At 27.9% G+C, this 13,733-nt stretch carries 14 protein-coding genes; 7 read left to right on the forward strand and 7 right to left on the reverse strand.

Annotated elements, in window-relative coordinates; all coding sequences use genetic code 11:
- Positions 1–65: 65 nt before the first annotated feature.
- Positions 66–1,829: a tetratricopeptide repeat-containing glycosyltransferase family protein gene (locus tag CARM_RS03745; protein ID WP_139427272.1), complete on the forward strand. Its 1,764-nt coding sequence runs from the start codon at positions 66–68 to the stop codon at positions 1,827–1,829.
- 5 nt (positions 1,830–1,834) lie between these two features.
- Here the strand turns inward: CARM_RS03745 and ychF are convergent, their stop codons facing one another.
- Genes ychF through rpiB form a run of 6 tightly spaced genes read right to left on the reverse strand, consistent with a single transcriptional unit; the run spans position 1,835 to position 6,280 of the window.
- Positions 1,835–2,935: a redox-regulated ATPase YchF gene (ychF, locus tag CARM_RS03750; RefSeq protein WP_139427270.1), complete on the reverse strand. Its 1,101-nt coding sequence runs from the start codon at positions 2,933–2,935 to the stop codon at positions 1,835–1,837.
- Positions 2,932–4,383, reverse strand: coding sequence for a leucyl aminopeptidase (locus tag CARM_RS03755; protein WP_139427269.1), 1,452 nt, complete (start codon positions 4,381–4,383; stop codon positions 2,932–2,934). The genes ychF and CARM_RS03755 overlap by 4 nt, the downstream gene beginning before the upstream one ends.
- Positions 4,380–4,973, reverse strand: coding sequence for a DedA family protein (locus CARM_RS03760; protein WP_139427267.1), 594 nt, complete (start codon positions 4,971–4,973; stop codon positions 4,380–4,382). The genes CARM_RS03755 and CARM_RS03760 overlap by 4 nt, the downstream gene beginning before the upstream one ends.
- Position 4,974: 1 nt before the next feature.
- On the reverse strand, positions 4,975–5,514 hold the full coding sequence (apt, locus tag CARM_RS03765) for an adenine phosphoribosyltransferase (RefSeq protein ID WP_167507503.1): 540 nt from the start codon (positions 5,512–5,514) through the stop codon (positions 4,975–4,977).
- Positions 5,514–5,846, reverse strand: coding sequence for a hypothetical protein (locus CARM_RS03770; protein ID WP_139427262.1), 333 nt, complete (start codon positions 5,844–5,846; stop codon positions 5,514–5,516). Before CARM_RS03770 ends, apt begins: the two co-directional genes overlap by 1 nt.
- Positions 5,843–6,280 carry a ribose 5-phosphate isomerase B gene (gene rpiB / locus CARM_RS03775; RefSeq protein ID WP_139427261.1) on the reverse strand — a complete coding sequence of 146 codons (438 nt, stop codon included), beginning with the start codon at positions 6,278–6,280 and terminating at the stop codon, positions 5,843–5,845. The genes CARM_RS03770 and rpiB overlap by 4 nt, the downstream gene beginning before the upstream one ends.
- Before the next feature lie 128 nt (positions 6,281–6,408).
- Between rpiB and CARM_RS03780 the strand changes: the two genes are divergently transcribed.
- Both CARM_RS03780 and CARM_RS03785 read left to right on the forward strand, forming a co-directional pair.
- Entirely contained in the window at positions 6,409–6,960 is a 552-nt protein-coding gene (locus tag CARM_RS03780) for a CheB methylesterase domain-containing protein (protein WP_139427259.1), read from the forward strand.
- Position 6,961: 1 nt separating this feature from the next.
- A complete protein-coding gene (locus CARM_RS03785) occupies positions 6,962–7,753 on the forward strand; it encodes a CheR family methyltransferase (RefSeq protein WP_236103568.1) in 792 nt (263 codons plus the stop codon).
- Here CARM_RS03785 and CARM_RS03790 read toward each other — a convergent pair.
- Positions 7,750–8,943, reverse strand: a complete 1,194-nt coding sequence (locus tag CARM_RS03790; protein ID WP_139427255.1) for an MFS transporter — start codon at positions 8,941–8,943, stop codon at positions 7,750–7,752. The two genes, CARM_RS03785 and CARM_RS03790, sit on opposite strands and share 4 nt — an antisense overlap.
- Positions 8,944–9,043: 100 nt before the next feature.
- Between CARM_RS03790 and CARM_RS03795 the strand changes: the two genes are divergently transcribed.
- The 4 genes from CARM_RS03795 to CARM_RS03810 are packed head-to-tail and all read left to right on the forward strand — an operon-like array spanning position 9,044 to position 13,712.
- On the forward strand, positions 9,044–10,090 hold the full coding sequence (locus CARM_RS03795; protein WP_139427253.1) for a dehypoxanthine futalosine cyclase: 1,047 nt from the start codon (positions 9,044–9,046) through the stop codon (positions 10,088–10,090).
- The gene (locus tag CARM_RS03800) at positions 10,090–11,310 is read left to right on the forward strand and encodes a M16 family metallopeptidase (protein WP_139427251.1); all 1,221 of its coding nucleotides are present in this window, start codon (positions 10,090–10,092) and stop codon (positions 11,308–11,310) included. Before CARM_RS03795 ends, CARM_RS03800 begins: the two co-directional genes overlap by 1 nt.
- The gene (gene recG / locus CARM_RS03805; protein WP_139427249.1) at positions 11,300–13,117 is read left to right on the forward strand and encodes an ATP-dependent DNA helicase RecG; all 1,818 of its coding nucleotides are present in this window, start codon (positions 11,300–11,302) and stop codon (positions 13,115–13,117) included. Before CARM_RS03800 ends, recG begins: the two co-directional genes overlap by 11 nt.
- On the forward strand, positions 13,110–13,712 hold the full coding sequence (locus CARM_RS03810; protein WP_139427247.1) for a Crp/Fnr family transcriptional regulator: 603 nt from the start codon (positions 13,110–13,112) through the stop codon (positions 13,710–13,712). Before recG ends, CARM_RS03810 begins: the two co-directional genes overlap by 8 nt.
- Positions 13,713–13,733 lie beyond the last annotated feature (21 nt).

The raw sequence follows: 13,733 nt of genomic DNA on the forward strand, positions 1-13,733 counted from the left end.
TTTTTATGGTAAATATAGATTAGTTGGGTTATAATGGTTTTTAAAATTAAACTGGATTAGGAAATATGCTAGATAAAATATTATATTATTACCATAATAGTAATTATTATAAAAGTTTAGAATATAGTGAAATGTATCTAAAAGAAGATCCTAAAAACGCTTTAGAATATGCTGTATTATCTTCTTTTAAAATAGGAGATTATACTAAAACTTTACATTATGCTAAGCAACTTTTTGACTTATATCCTACGACTTTTTATGGATTTATATTTGCAAAATCTTTATTATTTAATGGATCGTTTAATGAGGGTATTGTTTTATTAGAAGGGCTTTTAAAAAGAAATGATGCTTTAAATGATGAACTTGGCTTAGAGCTTGCTTATGCATACCAAAATATCGGTTATTTGGAAGAATCTGAGAAATTATATAAGATTGCTTTGCAAAAAGATATGTATAATTTAGATTTATGGAAAAACTATGTAGAAATATATTTTAAAACTGATTTTGAAAAAGCATTAAAAGCCCATAATGAACTTTATGATTTTGCACAATTAATGATAAAAAAACTTGATAATAAAGAGTTGATAGAAAAAAATTTTACAAATAATATAAATTTACAAGATAGACTTCAAGAAAAAACTCAAGAAAATCTTACTATTGTTAAAATACAAGAATACTTAAATACACTAATTTTGCCTCAAAAAGCATATTTGCTTTTTAAACTATTAAGATTAGAAGAATCGTTAGAATTATTTCAAAGTTTATGTGATTATAATCAAAACAATGCGCAGTTTTGGCAAAACTATGCAAAATCCTTAGAGCTTAATGGAAATTATCAAGGTGCTTATAATGCATATCAAAAAGCTTTAAGTTTGCATTCGCATGCAACCTATCAATTTGATTTAGCTTATTTGCTAATGCGTATGGGTGAAAGTGATAATTTTGAAGAAGGTAAAAAGATATATGAAAGTAGATTATTTTATGCACATAATGAGACTTTTTCACCTTATCACTACAATAAAACTTTACAAGCTTTTAATAAAGATGGAATGCATGCTTTTAAAGAAAAAACTATTTTAGTGTTTTGCGAACAAGGATTTGGAGATACTATAATGTATGCTAGGTGCCTAGAAAAACTTTGCAAAATAGCTTATAAAGTTTTATTTGCTCCACAAAGTGCTATGTATTCTATGTTTAGAAATCAACTAAAGATTATAAATAATCAAAGTGATAAATTTAAGAATTTAAAAATTCTTAAAGATTTTCCAAGCGAATTTGACTATGCTATTCCTATTTGTTCTTTACCATTTTTTTGTGATATAAAGCTGAATGAAATTTCAACATTGAAAGCTCCTATCATATCTTTAGAAAAGCCAAATAATAATATTAAAAAAGTTGGAATTTTTTGGTTTACACCCAATGCTATGAATTCGGATTTATTAAGAAATGTGGATTTTGTATTTTTATATAATACTTTAAAAGATTTAAATTGTGAAATTATTTCTTTTCAAGTTGAAGGGATGGATAAGATTAATCTTCCTAAAGAAATTGAAAACAGGGGAGTTAAATTTAAAAACTGGGATGACACTTTAAATAATTTAAAAGATATTGATTGTATCGTTAGTATAGATAGTGCAATAGCTCATTTGTCTTTAGCCTTAGATATACCTACAATAGTGCTTTTAGCTCCTAGGTTTGATTGGCGTTGGGGTAAATTTGAAAATCCTAAAAGTTATTTTTGGCCAAAAGCAAAATTAATCACTTATACAAACGAAAGTGATACTAAAAATAATTTACAAAATATGATAAAAAAACAATTCAATGTTTGATATTATCAAACATTGAATCTAAAATGCATCACATCTCCATCACAAACAACATAATCTTTACCTTCAAGGCGTAATTTCCCAGCTTCTTTTGCTCCATTTTCACCTTTGTAGGTAATATAATCTTCATAAGAAATTACTTCAGCTTTTATAAAGCCTTTTTCAAAGTCGTTATGAATTACACTTGCTGCCTTAGGAGCTTTCCAGCCTTTTTGGATAGTCCATGATCTAACTTCAACTTGCCCGGCTGTAAAATAACTAATCAAATTCAGTTTTGAAAAAGCTGTGCGTATAACTACTTCAAGACCACTTCTTTCTACACCTAAAGATTTTAAAAACTCATAATTTTCTTCATCACTTAGAGCAATCATTTCTTCTTCTATTTTAGAACATAGTTTAATTACTTCATGACCTGATTTTGCAGCAAATTCTTTAAGTTCTTTTACAAATTCATTATCTTCTAAAAGCGAATTTTCATCAACATTTGCTCCATATATAACTTCTTTAGCAGAAAGTAATCTTAGTTCTTTGATAAGAGCTTGATAGACTTCATTTTTATTAGCAAAAGAGCTTGCGCTATTGTTTTGGTTTAAATGCTCTAAAAGCTCATTTGCTAAGGCTAAGCTTTCTTTAGCGCCTTTTTCGTTTGCTTTTGCACCTTTGGTGAGTTTTTCAATTTTTTTACTAAGTTGTTCAATATCTGCTAATATTAGCTCTGTTTCGATGATTTGAATATCACGCACAGGATCAACACTTCCTGCTACATGAGTGATATTTTCATCATCAAAACAACGCACTATATGTAAAATCATTTCTGTTTCGCGTATATTAGATAAAAATTTATTACCCAAGCCCTCGCCTTTGCTAGCTCCTGCTACTAATCCTGCTATATCTACAAATTCTATATTTGAGCGTATTATTTTTTGAGGATTGACTATTTTTGCTAATTCTTTTAAACGATAATCAGGCACAGGAACTACAGCTTTATTTGGCTCTATGGTGCAAAATGGATAATTTGCACTTTCAGCATTTTGTGCTCTTGTTAGTGCATTAAAAGTTGTAGATTTTCCAACATTTGGAAGTCCTACTATACCTACAGATAAACTCATTTTTTATTCCTTGAAAGATAAAGTAAATAAGAAAGACACATTCTAACTCCAGCTCCAGTTGCACCAAAGCTATGATAACCCCAAGCTTTTTCTAAATATGCAGGTCCTGCTATATCTAAGTGTAGCCATTTGTCTTTGTATTCATCTCTAATGAAAGAATTTAAAAATAATCCTGCAGTAATAGCACCACCATAACGACTTGAAGAAGTATTGCTTATATCAGCAATATTTGATTTTATAAGTTCTTTTAAATATGGATTAAAATGAAGTATAGTTGCTAAATCACCACTTTTTTTGCTTATTTTAAAAAATTCATTTTGTAAATCTTCATTATTTCCCATTATGCCACTTGTATATTCCCCAAGACCTACTACGCAAGCACCTGTTAGTGTAGCAAGATCGATGATTAAATCAGGTTTTAGATCTTGTGCAAAAGAAAGACAATCAGCCAATACTAATCTACCTTCAGCATCTGTGTTTCTTACTTCTATACTTACACCTTCTCTTGAGATTAATACATCATCAGGTTTATAAGCATTTCCGCCTATCATATTTTCAGTAGCACCTATGATAGAGTGAATTTCTATATCAAGATTTAATTCACTTGCACCCTTAATAATAGCCATAGCAGCTGCTCCACCACTTTTGTCTGATTTCATAGTAAGCATATAATCAGCCGGTTTTAGACTAAGTCCACCACTATCATAGGTTAGTCCTTTGCCTACAAACACTACTTTCATTTTTGCATTTTGTGGTTTATAAGAAAGATGAATGAGTTTTGGTGGATGAATCGAAGCACGATTTACCGCTAAAAATGCTTGCATTTTTTCTTTTTCTAAAAAATCGCTTTCATATATTTGACATGAAATTTTAGGGTCATTTTTGCTTAAATTTGTAGCATCTTCAGCCATTTTAGCTGGAGTGTAAATTTGTGGAATTTCATTAACTATATCTTTAGCAAAATCACAAGCATTAGAAAAAATTTGCCCATAGCTAATACCTATGCGAGCTTCTTCTATATTGTAAGTCTTTCCATTAATTTCATCTTTTGAGATAAGTATGTTTTCTAGCTTACCTTGCGTTTTTTCTTTTTTGTATTTATCAAATTCGTAAGCACCAAAGGTAAATCCTTGTATCATAGCATTAAAGCTATTTACTACACATTGCCCAACAACACATTTTGTTTTAATACTTTGAATTTCAAGTTTTTTTAAAGCCTTGTATGCGTTTGCAAAGGCAAGTCTTATATCCTCATAATCTAAACTTTTTAATTCGCTATAAAGAATTTTATTTTGCATATCTATGCAAATTCCTTCGCCCTTGTATTTTGAAATTTTAAAAAGCTCTTGACTTTGGGTATATTTTTCTAAATTTTTATTTTGAATTAAAATGATTTCAAAATCAGCATTAATAAAATCAATATTTTCTTCTTTAAAATTAAAAATCATTTATGAGTCCTTTTTCTAAGTATAGATTTTTCCATTTGTTTCATACCTAAAAATAAAGCAAGTAAGAAACAAGCTATAATAGGCACAGCAAAATACCAATGTGCTCCAGCCCATTCAACTGCAAGCCAAATTTCTTTTCCGAAAAACCATGCGAGTAAAATAGTTATAGCAGCCCAAGCCCATGCACTTATAAGATTAATAAAAGCAAATTTTTTTGCACTATAACGAGTTAATCCTATACTCATAGGTATGATAGTTCTAAAACCATACATATATCTTTGTATGAAGATTATAGGCCAACCAAAACGCTGTAAAAGTAAATGTGCTATAGCAAATTTACGCCTTTGGGTTCGGAGTTTTTTTTGGATATATTTTTTATTATATCTTCCTATGTAAAAATATATTTGATCACCTACAAAACCACCTAATCCAGCCACAAAAATAATCAAACCTAGATTAACATGTCCTTCATGGGCAAAAATACCTGCTAAAATAAGCGCTAATTCACCTTCTAATATGCACCATAAAAAAACTATGATATAAGCCCAATTTTTATAATCATATAAAAGTTGTTTTAAAAATTCTTCCATATCATACCTCTAAAATACTATAAACTGAAGTTAATTTGGCTAATTCTTTAGCTCCATCAAGATCTTTTAATTCTAATAAAAAGCAAGCTTCAATGCATTTTGCATTAAGCTTTTCTATAAGCCTTATAGCTGCAATAGCAGTGCCACCTGTAGCTATAAGATCATCTATAAGTAGCACTTTTGCATTTTTGCTATCATTAAAAGCATCTGTGTGAATTTCTATACTATCTGTACCATACTCTAAACTATAAGATTCTTGTATGCATTTAAAAGGTAGTTTGCCAGGTTTTCTAATAGGCACAAAAGGTAGTTTTAATCTTGCACTCAACGCTGCACCAAAAATAAAACCTCGACTTTCTATGCCAACAATATAATCAAGCTCTTTGTTTTGGTATTTTTCAACCAAATGATCCATTAAAAATGCAAATGCATTTTTGTTATTTAATAAAGTGGTAATATCTCTAAAAATAATTCCTTTTTTAGGAAAATCTTTAATAGCTCTTATGCTGTCTAATAAATATTTTTTATCCTGTTCTTTCATCATAACAACGCCTCAATTTTTGCTTCTAATTCTTTAATTCTTTGTCTTAATTTTTCATTTTCTATACGATATTGTGAATTTCTTGTTCTAAGAGAAGTTAAATCAGCTTTGCTTTTGTTAAGTTCTTCTGTAAGAATATCAATATTTCCTAAACTTCTTTGGAGTTGTACTTGTAATTTTCTAATAACAATTTCAGTATCTTCAAGATTGTTTTTTATAAATTCTTTTGCAACTTTTTCTTTATGTAATAATGTTTTATAATACAACAACATAATAGTCATATAAATACTAATACATATTAATATAGTTAGTACAAGCCAGCTTAATATCATAAATTTTCCTCTATTTTACTAATTCTTACACAATGCCTACCTCCGCTAAAAGAAGTATTGATAAAATTTGTAATGATTTCAAATGCCATATCTACCCCTGTTAATCTTGCACCTAAAGCTAAAACATTAGCATCGTTGTGCTCTCTTGAGAGTTTAGCGCTTAATGGTTCATTGCATAAAGCACAGCGTATATTTTTATGACGATTTGCTGCTATACTCATACCAATTCCAGAACCACAAACTAAAATTCCAAAGCTATTATCATTGATTTTTGAACTTAGTAAATGAGCATAATCAGGATAATCGCAGCGTTCGTTACAAAATGGTCCTAAATCTTCTAAAATAATATTTTGTTTATTTAAAAAGTTAGTAATTTCTTGCTTTAAAGCAAATCCTGCATGATCGCTTGCTATATAAATTTTTTCTCTTAACATTAATATTCACTTTTGTTGTTAATTTTTAAAGTATTTATTTTATCATATTTAATTAAAATTTTTCTTTCTTATATATAATGTTTTTAAATATTTATTTGATATAATAAATCATCGTTTTAAGGTAAAAAATGAAACTTATATTAATTGGTTCTTCAACCGGTGGTCCAAGCCAGCTAAAATTTTTACTCAATGATGTAGAATTAAAAGATTGTGCGGTAGTGATAGCTCAGCATATGAATCCAGCTTTTATTCCTTCTTTTGTAAATCAATTTAATAAAGAAGCTGTAAGTGAAGTTATTATACCAAGCGATAAGGAAATTTTGAAAAGTAAAATTTATATTTGTCAAAAAAATATGGTTTTAAGTGGAAATAATGCTTTAGTATTAAATGTTACAGAGCAAACAAGTAGTTTTAATCCTGGTATTGATGTTTTATTTTCCTCTGTTGTAAATCTTTGCAAATATCATAAAATTTTGGCTTTAATTATGACTGGTATGGGAGATGATGGTGCTAAATCTTTATTTGAGCTTTACAAGGTTGGAGTAAGGTGTTTATGTGAGAATGAAGCTGATTCTATAGTTTATGGTATGCCAAAAAAGGCTAGAGATACAAATCCAAACTTAAAACCGATGAGTTTAATTGAGCTTAAAAAAGAAATAGTAAATTTCTTAAAATCATAGGATAGAAAAAATGATAAAAATTACAGAAAACGAAATGCTTGAATTTGTAAAAATAGTAGAACAAATAAGTGGAAATAATTTAAACACAAAAAAAGATATATTGCTTATAAAACTTCCTAAATTTTTACAAGAATTAGGATTAAAAAGTCTTAGTGAGTTAAATGAAAAAGTCCAATTTCAAAGAAATTTAAAACAAGAAACAATGGATTTTATCACAGTTTGTGAAACTTATTTTTTTAGAGAATTAGAGCAATTAAAAGATGTGATTTTTTATATAAAATCTCTTGATCGTCCTGTGAATGTTTTGTGCGCCCCATGTTCAAGTGGTGAGGAGGTGTATTCTTTAGCTATATTAGCAAGTGAGAATTTTGTTAAAGGAATGAATATCATCGGTATTGATATTAATAAAAAAATGATAGATAAGTGTAATGATATGATTTATTCAGAGCGTTCAGTAGCTAGACTAAACACTATGCAAAAAACGCGTTATTTTGATATAAAAGATAAAATGTATCATCTTAAAAAAGAAACTCTAGCTTGTAGATGTCGTTTTGAGCTTTGCAATGTTTTTGATGATTCTTTATTTAAGCTTGGAAAATTTGATGTGATTTTTTCAAGAAATATGATGATATATTTTGATCAAGATTTTAAAATTAGACTTATGGAGCGTTTTTATAAAATCTTAAATAAAGAAGGTAGAATTTATCCAGGAAAATCAGACCTTGTTCCAGAAACTGCTTATTTTGATAAAAACTTTTCAGCAGGTGGAGTTTATTATTATAAGGTGGATTAATTATATTTTTTATTAAACCACCACCAATAAATTGCTGCAAATATAAAACATACTCCTAGTCCAAAGGTGAAATAATTTAGTTTTAATCCATAAAATTCAAATAAATATCCAGTAGAAAAAGCAATAATTGCACTAAAAGTTAAATATACCATATCATTGTAGGCTATTACTCTACCATAATATTTTTTATCACAATCATTTTGCAAAAGTGTATAAGTATAGCTCCATAAAGATGAAGTGCAAAATCCTGCCATTATAAGTCCTATAAATGCAATATAAAAATTAAATTGTAAGCAAGCCCAAAACATTATACCTATACCTTGTGCTAGATATAGATATACTAGAGTATTTTTATTGATATAAGGGCTAAGCACATAAGGTCCTATGAGTAAAGAAATAGCTCTTATAGCATTAGATATTCCTATGGCTAAAGGTATCGAAATAATTTTTGCGTATTCATATTCAGCTAAAAGGGTGATTAAAACATCATAAGCTGTTATACCTACTACCCCATGAAGTAAAATTAAATGAATGATTTTTTTATTGCTAAAAACATAGATTAAACCTTCTTTGATAAGTATTAAAGGATTATTTTGTGTAGTATTTTTCTCATTTGGTAGAAGTAGTGTTTTTAGTATAAGCATAGCACAAAATAGCATTAAGGTATCAGCTATGAAAGCTGGTTTTACTCCAAAAATATCTATAAAAAGCCCTGCAGCACCCATACCTAAAGCATAAGAAACAGCCCATATAATACTATGAAGTTCATTTCCTAGTTTTAATTCTTGCTGGGTTAAAATTTTAGGTAAAACTGACATTTCTGTTTGAAAATACATACTTGCAACTGCCATACGGATAAATGTTAAAAGATATAAAAACCAAAGCATCGCTAAAGAATTTACAAAAATTAGCATAAAAATAGAAATCATTTCAATGCTTATCATAGTTAATAATAAATTTTTAGGTTTAAATCTATCTACTATTATTCCGTTTATGGGTGCAAGTATAATAGAAGGTAAGAAAACAAAAATAGCTGAAAAACCTATAATGTTTGCGGGTGCTTGAAGTTCTTTTGTTAAGAGAGTGAAAACTCCAACTTGAGAAAACCAAGCTCCAAAATAACTTATAAATTGAACAATAGCCAAAAGTCGAAAAGTTTTGTTAGTTTTAAGTAAAGATCTATAAGTCATAATGATCCTAGAAAATATGAAAATTAAAGGTTTTGATTATATCCTTTTTAAGATTATTTTACATTTAAATGTTATAATAATCTTTTTAAGAGGATTAAAAATGAATAGATTAAGTAAAGAAGAAGCTTTAGAGATACTTCAAAAAATGCCTTTATATGAACTGGGAGAAAAAGCTTATAATAAAAAATTACAACTTCATCCTGAAAAAATAACTACTTTTGTGGTAGATAGAAATATCAACTATACAAATATTTGCTGTATTGATTGTGATTTTTGTGCTTTTTGTAGAAAAGAAAAAGATGATGATTCTTATATTTTAAAATATGAAGAAATAGGGCAAAAAATAGAAGAATTACAAGCCATAGGTGGAACGCAAATTTTATTTCAAGGCGGGGTGCATCCAAAGCTTAAAATAGAATGGTATGAAGATTTACTTTCATATATAAAAACAAATTATCCTGCCATAACCGTGCATGGTTTTTCAGCAGTAGAGATAGCTTATATAGCAAGAGTTTCTAAAATTTCTATTGAAGAAGTTTTAAAAAGATTGCAAACTAAAGGACTTTTTTCTATACCTGGAGCAGGAGCTGAAGTGTTAAGCGATAGGGTAAGAGATATCATAGCACCACATAAATGCGACACGGCTACTTGGCTTAAAGTGCATGAGAGCGCACATAGTATAGGTATGAAAAGTACTGCTACTATGATGTTTGGTACGGTTGAGAGCGATGAAGAGATTATAGAACATTTTGATCATTTAAGAAACTTACAAGATAAAACAAATGGTTTTAGAGCTTTTATTTTATGGTCGTTTCAAAGTGAAAATACACCTTTGATTCAAAAACATCCTGAAATTATCAAGCAAAGCTCTAATAGGTATTTGAGATTGTTAGCTTTGGCAAGACTTTACTTGGATAATTTTAAAAATTTACAAAGTTCTTGGGTTACACAAGGCTCGTTAATAGGCCAACTTGCTTTAAAATTTGGAGCAAATGATTTAGGTTCAACTATGATGGAAGAAAATGTTGTAGCTGCTGCTGGTGCAAAATATAGAATGAATCAAGAGCAGATGATAGAGCTTATAAAAGATATTGGAGAAATTCCAGCAAAACGCGACACAGCTTATAATATCTTAGAAAGGTTTTAATGTTACATTTAGATTTTGATAACACCAAAATAAACATAATATATGAGTATGAAAATGAACTCCCTATAGTTTATTTTAAAGTAATTTTTAAAAATAGTGGCAAAATAGCAGAAAAATATAATGCTGGTTGTGCGAGTATGCTTGCGAGAATTTTAAATGAAGGAAGCAATGATGAGTTTTTTAAAAGTTTGGAATATCGTGCCATAGAACTTTATGCTAAATCTAGCTTTGAACATTTTCAAATCAATATCAAATGTTTAAAAGAGCATTTTGAATTTGCTATAGAAAAACTTCAAGAGTTATTTTTAAATATTCGTTTTGAAGAAAAAATCTTGCAAAGATTAAAAACTTTAGCTTTGGGAGAGCTTGCAAGTTTAAATACTGATTATGATTATCAAGCAAAAAGACTTTTAAATAAAAATGTTTTCAAAGAAGAAATTTTTGCTAGCGGACTTGATGGAACTAAAGAAAGTATAGAAAAAATCACATTAAAAGAATTACAAGATTTTATGAGTAAAAATTTAGTACTTGATAATGCTTTATTTGTTTTTGGTGGTGATATTAAAGAAAATGAAGTAAAGATTAAAGCAGAAAAAATTTGCCAAATCCTAAAAAGAAACACTCCAAATCAAAACAAAAATTACAAACTCATTGATGAGAGTATAGAAGTAAGTGAGCAAAAAATCACCGAGCAAGCTTATATATACTTTTGCTCTCCATTTAATATACAAATTAATGATGAGAAAATGCACCTAGCTAAACTTGCTTTGTTTATATTAGGACAAGGTGGTTTTGGTTCGCGTTTAATGGAGGAAGTGCGTGTAAAAAGAGGTTTAGCATATTCAGCATATGCTATGCTTGATGTTAATTTAAATTATAGTAGAGTTTTTGGATATTTGCAAACTAAAAATGAAAGTGCAAATGATGCTAAAATTTTAGTAAAAGAAGTTTTTGAAAATTTTATTCAAAATGGGGTAAATGAAAAAGAATTTCAACTAGCAAAGCAATTTTTAGTAGGTTCTATGCCTTTAAGATATGAAAGTTTAGCTAAAAGACTAGATATAATGCTAAATGAATACTTACATGGTTTAAAACTTGGAAATTTAAAAGAGGAAGTGCAAAAGATTAAAAATACTACTTTAGATGAATTGAATGATTTTATAAAAGCACATAGTGAAATCACCAAAGTGAGTTTTGCAAGTATAGAAAATGAAAGTTGATGAAAAGGATTTAGAATTACTTCATACTTTAGGGGTTAAAAATTGTATTGATTTGGCTTTGATTTTACCTAAAAAATTTGATGATTTTAGAATTTCAAAGTTTCCAAAAGATACATTTTGTACCCAAAATGTTAAAATCACCAGCATACAAAATCACCACTCTCAGCTTTTTATGCTTTGTGAGTGTTTAGAATGGGGTATAAAAGCAAATATAGTGATTTTTCATCCTAATAAATGGCATTTTAAAATTTTTAAATATAATGCTTTGGTTTGTATATATGCAAAAATGAATTTTTTTAATGGAATTTGGCAGTTTATAAACCCAAAAATAGTAAAAAATATAGGTCAAATAGTGCCAAAATATCAAATAAATGGTATTAAAGATGAAAATATACAAAAACTTATATCAAAATATGTAAATGAAGCTAATTTGCAAGCATTAAAACTAGAACAAAAATACATAAATCTTCTTTTAAATTTGCATAATTATAAAGACTTGAAAATTTATGAGAATTTTAATATTTTTATAAAAGACTTAAAATATATAGAAATATTCAATCATCTAAGACGACTTAAAGGTAAAAAGATAGAATATAAATCTTATAAAATAGAGCTTTTTGATATTTCTTCTTGGATAAAAAATTTAGATTTTGCTCCTACAAATGATCAACTTTTAGCTATTGAAGATATAAAAAAAGATTTACAAAGCAATAACGCAAAAAGGCGTGTAGTGGTGGGAGATGTAGGATGTGGTAAAACTTTAGTTTTACTTGCAGCTAGCTTGCTTGTATATCCTAAAAAGTCTATTTTGATGGCACCAACTAGTATTTTAGCAGAGCAAATATACAATGAAGCTAAAAGACTTTTACCTGATTTTATGAATGTTTTACTTTTAAAAGGTGGTAAAAAAGATAAGAATTTAGAAGAGTTAAAAAATCAAGCCCATTTTATCATAGGAACGCATACTTTAATTCATCAAGATAAATTAGAATCAGTTTTAGTAATGATAGATGAGCAACATCGTTTTGGCTCAAATCAAAGACAAAAAATAAACGAACTTAGTAAAGGTTTATATAGCCCACATATTATTCAATTTTCCGCAACTCCTATACCTAGAACTCTTTCTATGATACAAAGTGAGCTTGTAAATTTTAGTTTTATTAAACAAATGCCTTTTAAAAAAGATATTAAAACCTTTTGTATTCAAGACAAAGATTTTAAATATTTGCTTAAAAAAATAGATGATGAAATAGCTAAAAATCATCAAGTTATTATTGTTTATCCTTTAGTTAGTGAAAGTGAAAGTATGGATTATCTTTCTTTAGAACAAGCACAAGAATATTGGATTAAAAAATATAAAAATGTTTATATCACTCACGGCAAAGATAAAAATAAAGATCAAATTTTACAAGAATTTAGAGAAAAAGGCACGATTTTGCTTTCAACCACCGTGGTAGAAGTTGGCATTTCTTTGCCTAAGCTTAGTGTGATTGTTATAGTTGGTGCTGAAAGGCTTGGACTTGCCTCTTTGCACCAACTTAGAGGAAGGGTTGGTAGAGTAGGGCTTGAGAGTTTTTGTTATTTATATACTAAGCAAAAAGAAATTCCATCTCGTTTGTTAGAATTTGCTAAAACTTTAGATGGATTTAAAATAGCTGAGCTTGATTTAAAAAACCGACTAAGTGGGGATTTGCTTGATGGAAAAATTCAACATGGAAATCATTTTAAATTTTTTGATTTTTCAGACGATGAAGAATTGATTATAAAAGCAAAAAATTATATAAAAAATATGGAAAACAATGGATAAATATTTTGAAATACTAATTTCTTTTGGTAAAAAAATGCATTTTAAAAAGGGAAGTATTTTGTTTTTTCAAGGTGAAAAAGCAAGAAAAATTTTTATTTTATTAAGTGGTAAAGTGCGTATTTATAAAGTAGATATTAAAGGATTAGAATTAACCTTACACAGCTTAACTCCTGTAAATTTTATAGCAGAAATGCCTGTTTTTAAAGGTATTGATTATCCGGCTAATGCTATTTGTGAGCAAGATTGCGAAATTTGTGTATTAGATTTTGAAGAATTTCAAAAATTATGCGTAGAAAATAGTGAAATTAATATATTACTTTTAAGTTCTTTGTTTGATAAAATTCGTATTTTAGAAAATTTTATTAGACAAAAATCTTTAGATTTAAAATCAAGACTACTTAATTTTTTATTAGAAAATGAAGAAAAATTAAATTCTTTAAAGCAAAGAGAAATAGCAGTAATTTTAAATTTGCCACCAGAGTCTTTATCGCGTTTATTAAAAGAATTAAAACAAAAAGAACTTATTTACACAAATAAGGGTAAGATAATTATTTTAAATAGAGAAAAAATACAAAATTTAATTAAGTCTTTTTAAGTCTTATTTGTTACAATAATG

It is taken from the genome of Campylobacter armoricus, assembly GCF_013372105.1.
In the GTDB taxonomy this organism is placed as follows: domain Bacteria; phylum Campylobacterota; class Campylobacteria; order Campylobacterales; family Campylobacteraceae; genus Campylobacter_D; species Campylobacter_D armoricus.